The organism is Pseudoduganella plicata (assembly GCF_004421005.1).
Classification (GTDB): Bacteria; Pseudomonadota; Gammaproteobacteria; order Burkholderiales; family Burkholderiaceae_D; genus Rugamonas; species Rugamonas plicata.
The window spans coordinates 2,102,349-2,119,315 of record NZ_CP038026.1 but is presented as its reverse complement, the minus strand read 5'-3'; the positions used below and the strand labels follow the sequence as shown (position 1 = coordinate 2,119,315).

At 66.0% G+C, this 16,967-nt stretch carries 13 protein-coding genes; 7 read left to right on the top strand and 6 right to left on the bottom strand.

The annotated features are described in order from the left end of the window. Nucleotides 1-2 precede the first annotated feature (2 nt). The gene (coaD, locus tag E1742_RS09330) at nucleotides 3-1,160 is read left to right on the top strand and encodes a pantetheine-phosphate adenylyltransferase (protein WP_134384622.1); all 1,158 of its coding nucleotides are present in this window, start codon (nucleotides 3-5) and stop codon (nucleotides 1,158-1,160) included. Between the two features lie 267 nt (nucleotides 1,161-1,427). Here coaD and E1742_RS09325 read toward each other — a convergent pair whose 3' ends face one another. The 4 genes from E1742_RS09325 to E1742_RS09310 all read right to left on the bottom strand — a co-directional run bounded on the left by E1742_RS09325 (nucleotide 1,428) and on the right by E1742_RS09310 (nucleotide 7,798). Then, the gene (locus E1742_RS09325; protein WP_134384621.1) at nucleotides 1,428-2,129 is read right to left on the bottom strand and encodes a tetratricopeptide repeat protein; all 702 of its coding nucleotides are present in this window, start codon (nucleotides 2,127-2,129) and stop codon (nucleotides 1,428-1,430) included. Beyond that, nucleotides 2,129-4,279, bottom strand: a complete 2,151-nt coding sequence (locus E1742_RS09320; RefSeq protein ID WP_134384620.1) for a bifunctional 2',3'-cyclic-nucleotide 2'-phosphodiesterase/3'-nucleotidase — start codon at nucleotides 4,277-4,279, stop codon at nucleotides 2,129-2,131. Before E1742_RS09320 ends, E1742_RS09325 begins: the two co-directional genes overlap by 1 nt. A 156-nt stretch (nucleotides 4,280-4,435) precedes the next feature. Next, on the bottom strand, nucleotides 4,436-6,883 hold the full coding sequence (locus tag E1742_RS09315) for a TonB-dependent receptor plug domain-containing protein (protein WP_229466663.1): 2,448 nt from the start codon (nucleotides 6,881-6,883) through the stop codon (nucleotides 4,436-4,438). Between the two features lie 123 nt (nucleotides 6,884-7,006). After that, nucleotides 7,007-7,798 (bottom strand): PhzF family phenazine biosynthesis protein, encoded by a 792-nt coding sequence (locus tag E1742_RS09310; RefSeq protein ID WP_134384619.1) that lies wholly within the window; start codon nucleotides 7,796-7,798, stop codon nucleotides 7,007-7,009. A 68-nt stretch (nucleotides 7,799-7,866) separates the two neighbouring features. Here E1742_RS09310 and E1742_RS09305 point away from each other — a divergent pair, with 68 nt between their 5' ends. Beyond that, on the top strand, nucleotides 7,867-11,028 hold the full coding sequence (locus E1742_RS09305; protein WP_134384618.1) for an error-prone DNA polymerase: 3,162 nt from the start codon (nucleotides 7,867-7,869) through the stop codon (nucleotides 11,026-11,028). A 36-nt stretch (nucleotides 11,029-11,064) separates the two neighbouring features. Next, nucleotides 11,065-11,556: a GNAT family N-acetyltransferase gene (locus E1742_RS09300; RefSeq protein WP_134384617.1), complete on the top strand. Its 492-nt coding sequence runs from the start codon at nucleotides 11,065-11,067 to the stop codon at nucleotides 11,554-11,556. 14 nt (nucleotides 11,557-11,570) lie between these two features. Here the strand turns inward: E1742_RS09300 and E1742_RS09295 are convergent, their stop codons facing one another. Next, entirely contained in the window at nucleotides 11,571-11,810 is a 240-nt protein-coding gene (locus E1742_RS09295; RefSeq protein WP_134384616.1) for a hypothetical protein, read from the bottom strand. Nucleotides 11,811-11,958: 148 nt separating this feature from the next. Between E1742_RS09295 and E1742_RS09290 the strand changes: the two genes are divergently transcribed. Then, complete coding sequence (locus E1742_RS09290) at nucleotides 11,959-13,125, top strand: hypothetical protein (RefSeq protein WP_134384615.1); 1,167 nt, start codon at nucleotides 11,959-11,961, stop codon at nucleotides 13,123-13,125. Between the two features lie 43 nt (nucleotides 13,126-13,168). Then, nucleotides 13,169-13,633, top strand: a complete 465-nt coding sequence (locus E1742_RS09285) for a GNAT family N-acetyltransferase (RefSeq protein WP_229466660.1) — start codon at nucleotides 13,169-13,171, stop codon at nucleotides 13,631-13,633. A gap of 191 nt (nucleotides 13,634-13,824) precedes the next feature. On the opposite strand, the gene E1742_RS09280 is transcribed toward E1742_RS09285, so the two are convergent. Next, nucleotides 13,825-14,238 carry a PRC-barrel domain-containing protein gene (locus E1742_RS09280; RefSeq protein ID WP_134384614.1) on the bottom strand — a complete coding sequence of 138 codons (414 nt, stop codon included), beginning with the start codon at nucleotides 14,236-14,238 and terminating at the stop codon, nucleotides 13,825-13,827. A 181-nt stretch (nucleotides 14,239-14,419) separates the two neighbouring features. On the opposite strand from E1742_RS09280, the gene pyrG reads away from it, so the two are divergent. Both pyrG and kdsA read left to right on the top strand, forming a co-directional pair. Continuing rightward, nucleotides 14,420-16,111 (top strand): CTP synthase, encoded by a 1,692-nt coding sequence (pyrG, locus tag E1742_RS09275; protein WP_134384613.1) that lies wholly within the window; start codon nucleotides 14,420-14,422, stop codon nucleotides 16,109-16,111. After that, nucleotides 16,108-16,962, top strand: coding sequence for a 3-deoxy-8-phosphooctulonate synthase (gene kdsA / locus E1742_RS09270; RefSeq protein WP_134384612.1), 855 nt, complete (start codon nucleotides 16,108-16,110; stop codon nucleotides 16,960-16,962). The genes pyrG and kdsA overlap by 4 nt, the downstream gene beginning before the upstream one ends. The last annotated feature ends 5 nt before the right edge of the window (nucleotides 16,963-16,967 follow it).

Sequence of the window (16,967 nt, the reverse complement as noted above, 5' to 3'; positions counted from 1 at the left end):
GGATGAAAAAAATCGGTTTCTCGGGCACTCTCGACCCGATCACGAACGGCCATATGTGGGTCATTGGCGAGGCCCGTTCGATTGCCGAGGAAGTGGTCGTCTTCCTGTCGGAGAATTCGACCAAGGCGCCGCGGTTCTCCGCCGAGGAGCGCCGCGCCATCGTGCTGGAAAGCTGCGCCGAACGCCGGTGGGACAACGTGCAGGTCGTGACGGTGAAAAGCGACTACACGGCCCGCGTGGCGCGCAAGCACGGCATCGACTACCTGATCCGCGGCATCCGCACGACGGCCGATTTCGATTACGAAAACCTGATCCAGCAAACCAACGTGGAAGTGATCGGCGGCGCCAAGACGCTGTTCGTCATGCCCCCGCGCGACCTGGGTTCCGTCAGCTCCAGCTTCGTCAAGGCGCTGGAAGGCCCGGTGGGGTGGAACTGGACGATGAAGAAGTTCGTCCCCGGTCCCGCGTACCGTTCGTGGATCCTCGACTGGCTGCACAAGGAATGGCAGTCGATGTGGCCGGCCGGCGACGATGCGGCGGCGGCCAACGCGCAGGCGTGGTTCGCCCGCCTGACCGGGGCGGAAGCCTACGGCGGCGCCGAGCGGCATTATCACAACCTCGATCACCTGGTGCATGGCCTGTCCGAAGTGCGCGCCTGGAGCGCCAATACCCGGCCCGCCCAGCGCGATGTCGACATCGTGCGTGCCGCGTTCTGGTTCCACGATGCCGTGTACACGCACGCGGCCGCGGACGGCGTCTCCAACGAGGAGGCGAGCGCACGGCTCTGGCTGGAGAGCGATCTGGCCTGGGACTCTTCGGTTGCCGACGAAGTGGCGCAGCTGATCCGCGCGACGGATCATTTCCAGGGCGGCGCGGTTACCCATCCGCTGAAGGACATCATGCTGGGCGTGGACCTGGCCATCCTGGGGCAGGATCAGGAAGTGTACGAGCACTATGCGCGCGGCATCCGCGCCGAGTATGCGCACGTGGAGGAAGATCACTACACGAGCCAGCGCGGCCAGGTCCTGGCGCACCTGCGCGGCAAGGCCGAGGGACGTCAGCTGTTCGGCAACCGCTGGTTCGCCGACCAGTATAACGAGCTGGCCATCGTCAACATGACGCGAGAGCTGGCGACGCTGGGGTCTGTTCCCGGCAAGTGATCGATTCCGCGCTTGCTGCCGGCGTATCCAGGGGACTGACGCTAATGCCGTTAAGTTGATCCGGCTTTCACGCGGGCCGTGTCGGCGGCTGATGAGATCCGGGGCCGGACCCGGCGGGGCGAAGCAGGGAATTCAAGAGCATCGCTCCTGCCTGCGTAGCGGCGGGGGCGTGCACGCCACCACGCCTCCCTGGCCCGGCCCTTCTCAGCCGCTACCACGATCCCAGATACCTTAACTTCACGCCATTGGGGCTGTCCCGAGGTTTTCCTAGAACCGGTTCCAGTTATTGCGCCGGTGCTCGGTTGCTTCCTTCATCAGGTGCCCCGCGCGGGTCGGGTCCTGCGTGGTCAGCGCCAGTTCCTGCAGCGCCGGCGGGTACTCGTGTTCCGCCGCTTCCTCCAGCAATACGGCCGCCCTGGCCGGGTCGCGCGTCACGCCTTCGCCTTCGCGGTAGGCGTACGACAGCAGGAACATCGCGTGCGCGTTGCCCAGTTCCGCGGCCAGCTGCAGCCAGCGTGCGGCCACCGCCGCGTCCCGTGGCACGCCGTTGCCGTTCTTTGCCATCAGCCCGAGCTGCAACGCGGCCTTCGCCTGGCCGCCTTCCGCGGCGCGCTGGTACCACGGCCACGCGGCAGCGGGGTCGGCCGCGATGCCGGCGGCCGGTACGCGATACAGCTCCCCCAGATGAAACGCCGCTTGCGCGTCGCCGGCCTGCGCGGCCTGCAGCAGCAGGCGTTGCGCATCGGCGCGGGCCGCCGGGCGGGCGCGATACAGGATGCCCAGCTCACGCTGCGCCACCGTCGCGCCCTGCACGGCAAGCCGCTGCAGCCGCTGTTCGGCCGCCGGGTCGCCACGCTGCGCCGCAGTCATCGCCAGCGCCTCGATCTGCGCCGACGTCGGCACGGCTTCATGGCCGCAGCCTGCCAGCGCCGCCGCCAGCACGATCGCACAAGCGCACCGTACCGTCATCACTTCGACAGGTCGATGGTGTACTTGGCGAAGCCGCTCGCATCGAGGCCGCCTTCGGCCGTGACGGCGGCGATACCGCTGCTGCGCGCCAGTGCCAGCTGGCCCGGCGCGGAGCGCAGGATCACGGGACCGGCGGTCTTTACTTTCGCGAACGACCAGCTGCGCGCGCTGCCGTTCCCGGCCAGCGTCACCTTGCCGCTGGCCTTGCCGACCTTCTGCAGGTAGTTGCTGACCACCGTCTGGTTGGCGTCGGGCGACTTGATGATGGTCTTGCTGCCGTCGATGCCGGGCACGTTGCCGCCGCCGCCGGCGCGGTAGTCGTTGGTGGCGACGATGAAGTCGTCCGTGTCCGCCACAGGCTTGCCCTGGTAGACCAGGTTGACGATGCGGCTGCCCGCCGGTTTCGTCACGTCGATCTGATAGGTCAGCGCGTTGTTCTCGGCGTAGAAGACGTCGTAGTTGTAGATCGTGCCGTAGCTTGGCACCAGGTCCTGTTCCGCCGTCCTGGCCGGATCGATCTGGCCGAACTGTTTTGCGGACGCTTCCAGCCACGCCTTCAGGTCGGCGCCCTTGATCTTGACGGCCTGCAGGTTGTTATTGCTGTACAGGTAAAGGTCGCCCGGATTGCGCACCTGCAGACCGACCGGCGCGGCGGCGCTGGCGCCTGGCGCGACGTCGGTGAAGTCGGAAGGTCCGTTGCGGCCCGCCTTGAACGGCGCGCTGCACGAGATCACGGGAATATTTTTATACGACGACAGCACCGGGTCGGTCGACGTGCCAATGAAGTTCTTCACGTAGTCGATCTGCGCCTGGTTCACCAGCTGGATGGCCGAGACATCGCCCACCAGCGAGAAATACGACGACATCTCGAAGTCCGTCGTCACGCCCAGCGGCTGCTTGGCATAGGCGATCGTGGCCTCATGCTCGGTCGCCACCAGCGAGGCGATCGCGGGATCGGCCTTCACGAGCGTCGTGCCATCCGTGTACTTGAAGCCGCGCGACTCGACGGTGGTCTTCGTTGGCTGCGTGACCCACTTGCCGCCCTGGTAGACCATCGTCATCCTGATGATGCCCAGGCGCCTGCCCCAGCTCTGCGCCATCACGGTCGGCACGCCGTTCACAAAACCGTTGATGGCGTCGATATTGGCGCCCGCCGGCAGCGCGGCCAGCGAGGGATCGAGCGCCGCCGCACCCGTCTCCTTCCCCTTCGGGAAGATCAGGTGCGAGTGGCCGACCATCAGCGCGTCGATGCCGGTACCGGCCAGGTGATAACTCTGGTTTTCCATCTTCGGGCTGTACGGGCTCGGATCGAGGCCGCCGTGCGACAGCGCGACGATCACATCGGCACCCTTGGCGCGCAGCTCGGGAATGTACTGCTGCGCTGCTTCCTTCGCGCCGCTGACGGCGACCTTGCCGGCCAGGTTCTTCTGGTCCCACTCGAGGATCTGCGGCGGCACGAAGCTCATGATGCCCACGTTGAGCTTGACGTCCACGCTGCTGCCGTCCGGCGCCGTGGCCTTGAAGGTGCGCGGCAGCACGGCATACGGCTGGAAGATCGGCTTGCCGCTGGCGACGCCCGTTACGTTGCTGAGGACGAGCGGGAAGGCCGGCGCGCCGCAGGTGCCCGTCGGCTTGGTCACACCGGGGATATTGAAGTCGGTGTTGGTGACCTGCGACAGGAACGGCAGGCCATAGTTGAATTCATGGTTGCCCATGCCGCCGCCGTCGTACTTGAGCGCGTTCATCGCCTTGTGCACGGCGAGCGTACCGGAGCAGGGGATCGGTGCGGTGACGGCCTGCAGGTCGCCCAGCAGCGTGCCCTGGATGACGTCGCCGTCGTCCAGCAGCACGTTGTTCGGGTTTTCCGCGCGTGCCGCCTGGATCAGCGTGGCGGTGCGCTCCATGCCCAGGCTCGTGTCCTCGGCCAGCGAGTAGTAGTTGTAGCTCAGGACATTCGAATGCAGGTCGGTGGTTTCCATTAGCGCGAACGTGACGGTCGTGCCTTCGGCGATCTTGCCGGGCGCGGGCGGTTGTGGCGTCGGCTCGGCCCAGTTGTTGTCATTGCTGCCGCAACCGCCCAGGCTGACCAGACCCACAGCGACCAGCGCCGCCACCATTACCTGATTCGCCGTCCTCTGCTTCGTGTTCATGCTGATCCTGTCGAGAAAAATTCAAAACGGCGAATGTAACCGCGCGATATGACTGCGCGATGACAACAAAAAGCCCCACAGCCGGGCGGCGTGCAGGGCCGTAAGAAATTGCCAAAAAACGGGGACAGTCCCCGATTTCCGGCAACAGCTTGTACGTCAGAACTTGACGTGCAGGCGCGCGAAGTACGAGGCGCCGTTCAGGCCGAACTGCACGCTGTCGTACTTGAAGCCGTTGTCCGTTTCGTCGGCGTTCTGCGACGTCGGCTTGACGTTGAAGATGTTGTTGCCGCCTACGGTGATCTTGGCGTTCTGGTTGATCGTGTAGGTCAGCGACAGGTCGGCCGACGTCTTCGCTTCGTACTTCAGGTTCGGCACGCCGGCCGCCGTGCCGCTGAAGGTGCCCAAGGTCTGCGGACCGAAGTGGATGATGCGGAAGTCCGTCTGGATCGGTCCCGTGATGTAGTCGAAGCCCAGGGTGACCTTGCGGCGCGGACCGCCCTGTTCGATGAACAGGCGTTCGCGCTCGGACAGCAGTACGTCCTCGTAGCCGGCCAGCGATTGCGGCGCATGGATGCCGTCCACTTCCGTCTTGCTGAAGTTCGCCGCCAGGAACGTCGTCAGGCGGTTGCCCAGCACCGTGCCCTTGTGCGATGCGGTCAGGTCCACGCCCTGCGTCTTGGTGTCGACGGAGTTGACGAAGAACTGCGCCTGGCCTACGCCCAATGTCCCCAGCCGCGCCGCCAGTTCGGGATAATTGTCCGCGTCGAAGCGGCCGGACAGCACGATGCGGTCCTTGATCTTGATGTGATACAGGTCGGCCGTGACGGAGATCGCGTCCGTCGGCGTCCACGTTGTGCCCAGCGTGAAGGAGCGCGATTTCTCTTCCTTCAGCTTCGGAATGCCGGCCAGGTTGGCGACGGCGCCGCCATTCGGGGCCAGCACCACGTCGGTGGGCACGCCGCCGATGAAGTCGGTGAACGTGGACGAGAAGTAGGCCTGCTGCAGCGACGGCGCGCGGAAGCCCGTGCTGGCCGAGCCGCGCAGCAGCACCGATGGCGCCACTCGGTAGCTGCCGGCCAGCTTGCCGGTGACGGTGGAGCCGAAGTCGCTGTATTTTTCCCAGCGCACGGCACCCTGCAGTTTGGTCTGCGCGTTGATGTCCGCTTCCAGGTCCAGGTAGGCCGCCGTGCTGTGGCGGCGCGCGTTGGTAATGTCGCCTGGCTGGAAACCGGGGAAGCCCTGGCTGCCCGCGTTGCCGCCGATGCCGACGCCGTCCGCGTCGATGTACGAACCCGGTTCGCCGGCTTCGATCTTGTACTTCTCGACGCGGTACTCGGCGCCGAACGCCACGTTCAGGCCATCGCCGACCATGCCGGTGAAGTAGCGGTTGAAGTCCAGGTTGGTCGTGTACTGGGCGAACGAGAAGCCGCCCGCCTCGAAGGAAGTCGGGCTGACACCCTGACCGCCGGCCAGCAGGTCGGCATTGGCGATCGACGCGTTCAGCGTATTGGCGATGGCGTAGCGCAGGCGGTTGTAGCCATACGTTTGCGACAGATCCGTGTTCCACTCGCCCAGCTTGGCGCGGTGGCCCAGGATCACGTAGCGGTCATCCAGGTCGCCGTTGATGAACGGGACGAAGCCGTCCGGGTACATGGCGGCGGAATTGCGCGACGGGATATCCTCCGTGCCGACGCCGCCGCGGCCGAAGGCGGCCGACGAGGCGTCGCGCGTCTGCACGCCGCCGGTGAAGTAGAAGCGTCCGGAGCCGCCGGCCACGCCGGTCGGAATGTCGCCGTTGACGTACAGCGTCTTGTTCTTGGTTTTCGAGTCGCCGATGATGCGCGGATTGTCCGGCTCCGAACGGTCCGAGCGGCCGCGGTCGAGGTATTCGCCCGTCACGCCGACGACGCCGCCGGCCAGCGCGAAGCCGCAGTAGGCCGAGGCGAGGTAGTTCTTGCCGTCGCCGGCGGAATACTGGCCGTAGCCGGCCACCGCTTCGCAGCCGATGCTGCGTTTCAGGCCGATGTCCATCACGCCGGCAATGGCGTCCGAGCCGTATTGGGCGGCGGCGCCGTCGCGCAGTACCTGCACGTCCTTGATCGCCAGCATCGGGATCGCGTTCATGTCCGTGCCCGTGTTGCCGCGGTTGCGCGCGCCGAACAGGTTGACCAGCGAGGACGTGTGGCGGCGCTTGCCGTTCACCAGCACCAGCGTCTGGTCGGAACCCAGGCCGCGCAGCGCGGCGGAGTCCACCAGGTCGGCGCCATCCGCGCCGGTCTGGCGCGTGGAGTTGAACGACGGCGAAATATTGGTCAGCGTCTGCGACAGATCGAACTGGCCGCCTCGTTCGGCGGCGGCCGACAGCGGGATCACGTCGACAGGGGAGACGGTATCGGTCGCCGAACTGGTGGCGCGGCGCGAGCCGACCACGTTGACGACCTGCAGGGACGAATCGGCCGGCGCGATGGCGGCCGGCGGCGTGCCGGTGTTCTGGGCGTGCGCGCCCGATGCGGCGGCGAAGATAGCGCTGCCGTACAAGCTCAACAGGACTGCCTGGCGGACGGGGCGGAGGTGGGTGCGAATCTTGGCTGGGGTCGAAAACACGGGGCGCTCTCCGAAGGAAAAAAATGATTCTAATCGGCAGGCCCGCGTTGCACTAAGACCAATTTTGCGAGTGTAACAATTTCGCACAAGTTCGTTATTTACACTTGTGCGGGTGGCACGCTACTATAGTTTGCCGTCCCTGCGCGCATACTCCACTGCTCCGCCGATCAGCAGCGTTTCTCTCTCCAGCACGGTCCGCAACAGGCATGGTTTGCCCAGATGCGCGCCCTGATACAGCCGCAGCGATTCGCCCAGAAAAACCGTCAACGCGCCTGCCGCCACGCCTGTCGCGCTGTCCTCGTGCGCCGCGTCCAGGTGATTGAAGTTGCGTCCTTCCAGCGCGCCGTCCGGCCGGCGGCACCACGCGTAGCAGCCGCCGATGCCGTGCTCCTTGCCCCATGCATGAATCGCCGCCAGGTCGGGCCGCAGCGCCTCCAGCGCCGCACTGTCGCGCACTTCCAGCAGCAGCTTCGGACTGCCGACGGAGGCAATGGCCGGCGTGGATGCTAGCGCGATTCCGGGTATCAGCCGAGCCGCCAATGCAGTGGATAACGGCGGCGCTGGCGCTGGCTGCGAAGCCAGTTCCACATACACGTCATCGGACTGCCGGTGCAGCGTCAGCGTCTGTCCACGCAATGCCGTGCGCACGACGAGCGGGCCCGCCGTGGCGTCCAGCAGCACGCGCGCCGCCGCCAGCGTGGCGTGCACGCACAAAGGGCTGCGCATGTGAGGGTAATAAAAATCGAGCGTGGGGGAGTACGCAGGGACGTCGATGAAGACGCAGGCACTTACGCCGCTGGCTGCCGCCAGCGCCTGGCGTTGGGCCGCATTGCTGCCGTCGTCCAGCAGCACCAGTGCCGCGTTGCCCTCGCCGGGACGGGTGCCAAAGCAGAGCAGTTCGAGTTGTCGTGTCATCCGTACAGGATAACGCAGCCGGTGCACGGTATAATACTGTACGTTTATACAGTATCAACGGATCGCCGATGTCCACGTTTACCACCCTGCCGCCGTACGCGGAGTTGTTCTGCATGACGAACTTCTCGTTCCTGCACGGCGCCTCGCATGCGGAGGAGCTGGTGGCGCGCGCCATGCAGCTGGACTACACGGCGCTGGCGATCACGGACGAGTGCTCGCTGGCCGGCGTCGTGCGCGCCCATGGCGAGGCCAAGGCGGCGGGCTGGAACGAGAACCTCCTGATCGGCAGCTGGTTCAGGCTGACGAACCCGGACGGTTCGCACGCGCTGTCGCTGCTGGCGATTGCGCAGAATCGCAACGGCTACGGCAACCTGTCGGAGATGATCACCCTGGGCCGCACCCGCGCGGAGAAGGGCCATTACCTGCTGCATCCGGCCGATTTTGCCGCGCCGCCGCCGGAGCGGGCGCACCTGCAAGGTCTGCCGGATTGCCTGCTGATCCTCTTGCCCGCGTACCCGGTCTGGGACACGGCGGACATCGACCGCCTGCACAACGGGGCGGCATGGATGGCGGCCACGTTCCCGGGGCGTGCGTGGCTGGGCCTCGTGCTGCTGCAGCGTGCGTTCGACGAAGGCCACCGCCTCAGCATCGACGAGGTGGCGCTGCAGCACGGCATGCCCGTCGTGGCGGCGGGCCACGTCTGCATGCACGTGCGCTCGCGCAAACCCTTGCACGACACGCTGACGGCCGTCCGGCTGGGCAAGCCCGTGTTCGAATGCGGCTACGACTTGGCGCAGAACGCGGAGCAGCACCTGCGTTCGCGCCTGCGCCTGGCCAACGTCTATCCGCCGCAGACGCTGGCCGAAACGATCCGCATCGCGCAGGCCTGCAAATTCTCGCTGGACGAACTGCGCTACGAATATCCGAACGAGCTGATACCGCCGGAGCATACGCCCTCGTCGTACCTGCGCCAGGAAACGTATATCGGCGCGCACGCGCGCTTCCCGGAAGGCGTGCCGGCCAAGGTGCAGGACCAGATCGAGAAAGAACTGGCACTGGTCGCGGAGCTGAAGTACGAGTTCTTCTTCCTGACGGTCTACGACATCGTGCGCTTTGCCCGCAGCCAGGAGATCCTGTGCCAGGGCCGCGGCTCGGCCGCCAACTCCGCCGTCTGCTACTGCCTGGGCATCACGGAGGTCAATCCGGCCGAGAGCAATCTGCTGATGGGGCGCTTCATTTCGCGCGAGCGCGACGAGCCGCCCGATATCGACGTGGACTTCGAGCACCAGCGGCGCGAAGAAGTCATCCAGTACATCTACGCCAAATACGGCCGGCACCGGGCAGCGCTGGCGGCCACGGTGATCTGCTATCGGCCCAAGAGCGCATTGCGCGACGCGGGCAAGGCGCTGGGCGTGGACCTGGCTATCGTCGAGAAGGTGGCGAAAGCGCACCACTGGTTCGACAGCAAGCACGAACTGCTGAACCGCTTTGCCGAATGCGGCCTCGATCCCACCACGCCGATGGCGCACCAGTGGGCCAGCCTGGCGCAGCGGCTGCTGGGGTTCCCGCGCCACCTGTCGCAGCACGTGGGCGGCTTCGTCATCGCGCAGGACAAATTGTCGCGCCTCGTCCCCATCGAGAACGCGACGATGAAGGACCGCAGCGTGATCCAGTGGGACAAGGACGACCTGGAAGAACTGGGCCTGCTGAAGGTGGACGTGCTGGCGCTGGGCATGCTGTCGGCGCTGCGCCGCGCCCTGAACCTGATCGGCGAGCGCCGCGGCGAGGAGTTCCGCATGCAGGATATCCCGCGCGACGACACCGCTACGTACGACATGATGTGCGAGGCCGATACCATCGGCGTGTTCCAGATCGAATCGCGCGCGCAGATGACGATGCTGCCGCGCCTGCGGCCGCGCCGCTTCTATGACCTCGTCATCGAAGTTGCGCTGGTACGGCCCGGTCCCATCCAGGGTGGCATGGTCCATCCCTATCTGCAGCGCCGGCTCGACCCGAGCCTGATCGATTATCCGGAAGGCCTGCACGAAGCGCTGGAGCGCACCCTGGGCGTGCCGATCTTCCAGGAGCAGGTGATGCAGGTGGCGATGATTGCCGCCGGCTTCTCGGAAGGGGAGGCTGACCAGCTGCGCCGCGCGATGGCGGCATGGAAGCGCAAGGGCGGCATGGACAAGTACCGCGGCCGCATCATCTCGGGCATGCTGGAGCGGGATTACGACATCGAGTTCGCCGAGCGCATCTGCGAACAGATCCAGGGCTTCGGCGAATATGGTTTTCCCGAATCGCATGCGGCCAGCTTCGCGCTGCTGACGTACGTGAGCTCGTGGATCAAGTGCCACGAGCCGGCCGCGTTCCTGTGCGCGCTGCTCAACAGCCAGCCGATGGGATTCTACGGGCCGTCGCAGCTGGTGCAGGATGCGAAGCGGCATGGCGTCGAGGTACGGCCCATCGACATCGCCGTCAGCGGCTGGGATTCCACGCTGGAGGAAAAAGACGCCCGCGTGCAGCCGGCAGTGCGTCTCGGAATGTCCCTGTTGCGCGGCATGCGCGCCGAGGCGGCCGAACGGATCGAGCAGGCGCGCGCGCTGCAGCCGTTCGCGGACGTGGCGGACCTGGCGCGCCGGGCGCGGCTCGACCGGCACGACCTGCAGGTGCTGGCATCGGGCAACGCGCTGCAAAGCCTGGCCGGCAACCGCCGCCAGGCGCTGTGGGAAGCGGTGGGCGCGGTGCCCGACAAGGACCTGCTGCGCCCCACCACGGCGGTGGAAGAGGCGCCCCGGCTGCGCGCGCCGAGCGAAGGCGACGACATCATCGGCGACTACCGCGCCCAGGGGCTGACGCTGGGGCGGCATCCGCTGGCGCTGCTGCGCTCCCAGCTGCTGGCCAAGCGCTTCCTGCCGGCCGAGGTGCTGAACACGTTCGCCGACGGCCAGCTCGCGCGCGGCGCCGGCATCGTCACCGTGCGCCAGCGTCCCGGCACGGCCAAGGGCGTGCTGTTCGTCACGATCGAGGACGAGACGGGCAACGTCAACGTCATCGTCTGGCCCGACCTCGTCGACCGGTACCGGCGCGAGGTGCTGGGCGCATCGCTGCTGGGCGTATATGGGGTGTGGCAGCAGGAAGGCATCGTGCGCCACCTGGTCGCCAAGCGGCTGGTCGACCTGTCGCCGATGCTGGGCAAGCTGCCGACGGCCAGCCGCGACTTCTGCTGATGCGGTAGCATGGCGCCATCAATCGGAGGAGACGTCATGCCAGACAATGCCGCTGTACCTGTGACCATCGACATCCGGCCGGCCGTGCTGCCGGACAATCTGCCCGTGGTGCGCGAACTGTTTCGAGAATACGCGGTGGCGCTGGGCGTGGACCTGTGCTTCCAGAATTTCGAGGCGGAGCTGGCCGAACTGCCCGGCAAATACGCGGCGCCACGCGGACGCCTGCTGCTGGCGTGGGATGGCGCAACGGCTGTCGGCTGCGTCGCCCTGCGGCCCGTCGATGCGGCGCGCTGCGAGATGAAGCGGCTGTACGTGAGGCCGGCGGCCCGCGCGCAACGGCTGGGGCGGGGCCTGGCGGAGCGCATCTGCGCCGAGGCGAAGGAGGCCGGCTATCGGCAGATCTGCCTCGACACGCTGGCAACGATGACGGCGGCCGTGGGGCTGTACCGCGAGCTGGGATTCGTCGCCATCGAACCCTACGTCTACAATCCGCTGGACGGGGTGCTGTTCCTGGGGCGCGAGCTGTAACGCGCGTCGCCGCACTAACGCAGCTGCTTGAGCGGCCCGGCGCCGCGCTGGCAGCGCAGCAGCGGCGCGCCGGGGTCCCGTGTGCTCGTGGCGGGGGCCTCGTGCCCGTTCCACGCCGGGCGGTGCAGGCGCGGCTTGACGCGGCGCGCGTCGCCGACACCGTCGATACAGCGGGGCGCCGAGAACTCGCCGGCAGGACAAGATGGTGCGCCGGCCGCTGCGCCGACGTTGAAACGGATGACGGACACCGGCATCAGGGCCGGTATGCGAATTGCGAATTTGACAATACGGGTGGCTTGGCCAGTATAATCGCGCCTCCATTCGACAAGGATTAACGGTACGCAATAGCCAATAGCTTCGTTTGGCTAACCTTGGCGAACATTTACTTCGATCGAGGATCCCATGCGATTTACCGCTTCATTGCTGCCAACCGTGCTGTCGTCATTCCTGCTGGCCGGTACTGCTTCGGCCGCCCAGCCCGACCTGACCAGCTCCGCCGCCTTCGACAAGACCTGCACGAACGTCAAGCGCAGCCTGCGCATGAGCGTGCAGGAGCAGCAGGCCTTCGTCATCTGCAAGGACGTGGCGCTGGTCCAGCATGTCTGGACGTTTGTCGAGCAGGGCTCGCGCCGGATGGGCGAGAACAAGCCTTCCAACACCGAGATCGCGCTGGCCGTGCGCGCCGAACTGACGCACGCGCGCGACCAGCTGCGCCAGAGCCGCCAGATGCTGGAAAAGATCCGCATCCGCTCGAGCGCGGACGGCCTGCTGCTGGTGCCGGCCACGTGGGCGCGGGACCTGAACGGCGACGGCAGCATCAGTACCGCGGAACGCAATTTCTTCGCCATCCCGGCACGGCGGGACGGCCAGCTCAAGCTGCAGGCGCCGTCCGAAGACGAGAGCTATTACGAGGACGAGTACAACCGCAAGGCGGCGATCCGCACCGACCAGTCGGACATCGCGTGGTCGCTCAGCTACCATTACTTTGCCGAGGCGCTGATGGAGATGGCGCTGTCGTACCAGTATCGGGAAAGCGAGGGTACATCGAGCCGCGCGATCTTCCTGGCCCATCCGGAAGGCATGCAGCGTGCGCACCGGCTGCTGGTGCAGGGGATCAATACGTCGGAGAAAATGCGCCGCGCCGTGCTGGCCGAACGGGACGACGACCTGGAATGGCTGGCCAATCCGCGTCAGGTCAACACGGTTTTTCCCGTGCCGATGGATGCTGACGACTTCCGCGTCTGGGGTGAACTGATGTCTCACTTGATCCCGCTGGTCGAGGGCAAGACTCTTTTGCCGCTGGGCGAGAAGATGTCCGGCGTGATGGCGGCCATGGCCCGCGTGTGTCCGGAAGGCCAGGGCTTCTCGGTGTCCGCGCTGTTCCGCAATGCGCCGAAATATCCGCTTGAGGCCACCAACCGCCAGGCGTGGCAAGCTTACTGCCGCAAGATCGACGCGGCCCATCCCGCATCGGGCCTGAACGCGTTCATCCAGTCGTATGCCGGCAAGCCGGAACAGACCGACAGCGCCGCCATGCGCTACCTGCGCCGGCTGCTGTGGGTGAATTGACGAACCGATCGGCGGGCCGCGAAGGTTCTGGCAGAATGATGCGATGGACAACGCCATCGTCATTCGCCCCGGCACCGTCGCGGATGCGCCGATCCTCGGCGCCCTCGTCATGGACCTGCTGCCGTTCCTGACGGTCGACCCGGCAGGGCGGGGCGCCGGATCGTTTGTCGCCAATATCGACGCGGCCGCGCAGGCGCGCTACCTGGCCGCGCCGTCGTTCCGCTACCGGCTGGCGTGGCGCGGCGACACGCTGGCCGGCTTCGTCGCCATGCGCGACAACGGCCACCTGTTCCATCTGTTTGTCGACCGTGCGTTGCACGGACAGGGACTGGGCCGCCGGCTGTGGGAACTGGCGCGCGACGAGGCGCTGGCATTGGGCAATCCGGGCGTCTTCACCGTCAACGCTTCCGATCACGCGCTGCCGATGTACGTGCGGCTCGGCTTTGTGCCGGCCGCGCCGCGCGAGGAAAAGAACGGCATCGCCTGGACGCCGATGCGGTACGGCTGAATTTACGACTGGCGTAAAACCTGACGTCACAGCAAAAAAACGCGCCCTCCGAAGAGGGCGCGCCGCGGCCGGGTTATGGCCGATTCCGGGCAGGCAGGCTGCCCGCCGGCGGCCCGCGCAGGACGCAACCGGCATTGAGGGTGCCCGCCAATGCGCGGGGCACCGAAGTGGCGGCCAAAGGCCGCCCACCGTCAGCGCAGGCTCTGGTGCTGCCCGGCCGATGCGCCGGTTCCGTAGTAGCTGTGCACTTCCGTGGCCCAGGCGTCGTTCGCCATGTCCGGCCAGTGGTCCTTGTCGAAGCCAGGTGCCGCTTCAATGCGCTCTTTGGCAATGTTCAGGCGCAACTGGTGGTTGGCCGGGTCCAGCGCCAGCGCTTCCCAGGGCACGGCGAACAGCTTCTCGCCGATCGTCAGCACGCCGCCCGACGCCATCACGACGTAGGAAATGCGGCCCGTCTGCATGTCCAGCATGATTTCCTTGACGGTGCCCAGATGTTCGTTCTGCATATTGTGGATGTGGTCGCCGATCAGCGTGTCCGCCCCCATCAGGCGTGGGCCTGGGCCCTGTTCGTTATTGGTGCCGACGACGTCATTAACAAAGCTCATGGTGACCTCCTGTTGAAATAATGACCATTTTCGGCCCGACGCGGCTGGCGGGTCTGTTCGTTTGCGCACAATGAAGTGGGTTGCTACAGCGTAATTTCGACCGTTGCATGATGAAGGGTCGGGCGGTTTAGGCTATAATTTCAATTTCCCGCATCGCGCCTTCCCGGCGCCCGATCTCGCAATGACCAAATTTGTCTTCGTCACTGGTGGCGTTGTGTCGTCCCTTGGAAAAGGGATTGCCGCCGCCTCCCTCGCCGCGATCCTCGAATCGCGCGGCCTCAAAGTCACCATGCTCAAGCTGGACCCGTACATCAACGTGGACCCGGGCACGATGAGCCCCATGCAGCACGGTGAAGTCTTCGTCACGGACGATGGCGCCGAAACCGACCTGGATCTCGGGCACTACGAACGTTTCATCTCGACCCGCATGCGCAAGGTGAACAACTTCACCACGGGCCAGATCTACGAATCCGTGATCCGCAAGGAACGCCGCGGCGAGTACCTGGGCAAGACGGTGCAGGTGATCCCGCACATCACGAACGAAATCCAGGACTACATCCGCCGCGGCGCGGAAGGCTACGACGTGGCGCTGTGCGAGATCGGCGGTACCGTGGGCGACATCGAGTCGCTGCCGTTCCTGGAAGCGGCACGTCAGCTGAGCCTGCGCGCGGGCCGCAAGAACGCCGCGTTCGTGCACCTGACGCTGGTGCCGTTCATCGCCTCCGCAGGCGAACTGAAAACGAAACCGACGCAGCACTCGGTGCAGAAGCTGCGCGAGATCGGCATTTCGCCGAACGCGCTGCTGTGCCGCGCCGACCGCGCCATCCCGGAAGACGAGCGCGCCAAGATCTCGCTGTTCTCGAACATCGAAGAGCGCGCCGTGATCTCCGTCTGGGACGTCGACACGATCTACAAGGTGCCGCAGATGCTGCACGACCAGGGCCTGGACGCGATCATCTGCGAGGCGCTGGACATCGACCCGGCCCCGGCCGACCTGTCGGTCTGGTCGAAGCTGATCTACACGCTGGAGCACCCGAAGCAGGAAGTCTCGATCGGCATGGTGGGCAAGTATGTCGACCTGACCGAATCGTACAAGTCGCTGACGGAAGCGCTGCGCCACGCCGGCATCCACACGGAAAGCCGCGTCAACATCGAATACATCGACTCGGAAGAGATCGAGGCAAAGGGCCCGGGCGACCTGGCCAAGTACGACGCGATTCTCGTGCCGGGCGGCTTCGGCAAGCGCGGGGTGGAAGGCAAGATCCGTGCGGCGCAGTTCGCCCGTGAGAACAAGGTGCCTTACCTGGGCATCTGCCTGGGCATGCAGGTGGCGCTCATCGAATACGCACGCCATATGGCGGGCCTGACGAACGCCAACTCGACCGAGTTCGATGCCGACACCGACCAGCCGGTCGTCGCGCTGATCGACGAGTGGCAGGGCCAGGACGGCAAAGTGGAAAAGCGCGATGCCAACTCGGACCTGGGCGGTACGATGCGCCTGGGTGCACAGGCCTGCGCCGTCAAGCCGGGTACGCTGGCGCACGAGATCTACGGCGGCGTCGTGACGGAGCGTCACCGCCACCGCTACGAAGCGAACAACCACTACCTGCCGCGCGTGGAAGAAGCGGGCCTGGTCGTGGCGGCACGTACGCCGACGGAAGACCTGTGCGAAATCATGGAACTGCCGCGCGAAGGCGCCAATGCGCACCCATGGTATATGGGCGTGCAGTACCACCCTGAATTCAAGTCGACGCCGCGCGACGGCCACCCGCTGTTCAAGTCGTTCATCGAGGCGGCGCTGGCGCACAAGAGCGTGTCGCGCACGGCCGCCAACAGCGGCGCTGCCGTAACCGAGCAAGGAGATGCAGCATGAAACTGTGTGGATTCGATGTCGGGCTGGACCAGCCGTTCTTCCTGATCGCCGGCACCTGCGTGATCGAGTCGCGCCAGATGGCGTTCGACGTCGCCGGCGCCATGAAGGAAATGACCGCTGAACTGGGCATTCCTTACATCTACAAGTCGTCGTTCGACAAGGCCAACCGTTCCTCCGGCACGTCGTACCGCGGCCCCGGCATGGACAAGGGCCTGGAAATCCTGGGCGACGTCAAGCGCGAGCTGGGCGTGCCCGTGCTGACGGACGTGCACTCGATCGAAGAGATCGAAATCGTCTCGAAGATCGTCGACGTGATCCAGACGCCGGCTTTCCTGTGCCGCCAGACGGACTTCATCACGGCCTGTGCACAGTCCGGCCTGCCCGTGAACATCAAGAAGGGCCAGTTCCTGGCCCCGCACGACATGAAGAACGTCATCGACAAGGCCCGTGCCGCCGCGAAGGCGAAGGGCCTCAACGAAGACAACTTCATGGCCTGCGAACGCGGCGCCTCGTTCGGCTACAACAACCTGGTGTCCGACATGCGCTCGCTGGCAATCATGCGCGAAACGGGCGCGCCGGTCGTGTTCGACGCGACGCACTCCGTGCAGCTCCCGGGCGGCAACGGCACGTCGTCGGGCGGCATGCGCGAGATGGTGCCCGTGCTGTCGCGCGCGGCGGTCGCCGTCGGCGTGGCCGGCCTGTTCATGGAAACGCACCCGACGCCGGCCACCGCGCTGTCGGATGGTCCGAACGCCGTGCCGCTGGGCCGCATGAAGGACCTGCTGTCCACCTTGATCGAGCTGGACCGCATCACCAAGAAGGCCGGCTTCCTCGAGAACAGCTTCGAGTAAGACTG

Coding starts and splice junctions, on each gene's coding strand:
- coaD (WP_134384622.1), top strand. CDS start 3: ATGAAAAAAATCGGTTTCTCGGGCACTCTCGACCCGATCACGAACGGC.
- E1742_RS09325 (WP_134384621.1), bottom strand. CDS start 2,129: ATGACGGTACGGTGCGCTTGTGCGATCGTGCTGGCGGCGGCGCTGGCA.
- E1742_RS09320 (WP_134384620.1), bottom strand. CDS start 4,279: ATGAACACGAAGCAGAGGACGGCGAATCAGGTAATGGTGGCGGCGCTG.
- E1742_RS09310 (WP_134384619.1), bottom strand. CDS start 7,798: ATGACACGACAACTCGAACTGCTCTGCTTTGGCACCCGTCCCGGCGAG.
- E1742_RS09305 (WP_134384618.1), top strand. CDS start 7,867: ATGTCCACGTTTACCACCCTGCCGCCGTACGCGGAGTTGTTCTGCATG.
- E1742_RS09300 (WP_134384617.1), top strand. CDS start 11,065: ATGCCAGACAATGCCGCTGTACCTGTGACCATCGACATCCGGCCGGCC.
- E1742_RS09295 (WP_134384616.1), bottom strand. CDS start 11,810: ATGCCGGTGTCCGTCATCCGTTTCAACGTCGGCGCAGCGGCCGGCGCA.
- E1742_RS09290 (WP_134384615.1), top strand. CDS start 11,959: ATGCGATTTACCGCTTCATTGCTGCCAACCGTGCTGTCGTCATTCCTG.
- E1742_RS09285 (WP_229466660.1), top strand. CDS start 13,169: ATGGACAACGCCATCGTCATTCGCCCCGGCACCGTCGCGGATGCGCCG.
- E1742_RS09280 (WP_134384614.1), bottom strand. CDS start 14,238: ATGAGCTTTGTTAATGACGTCGTCGGCACCAATAACGAACAGGGCCCA.
- pyrG (WP_134384613.1), top strand. CDS start 14,420: ATGACCAAATTTGTCTTCGTCACTGGTGGCGTTGTGTCGTCCCTTGGA.
- kdsA (WP_134384612.1), top strand. CDS start 16,108: ATGAAACTGTGTGGATTCGATGTCGGGCTGGACCAGCCGTTCTTCCTG.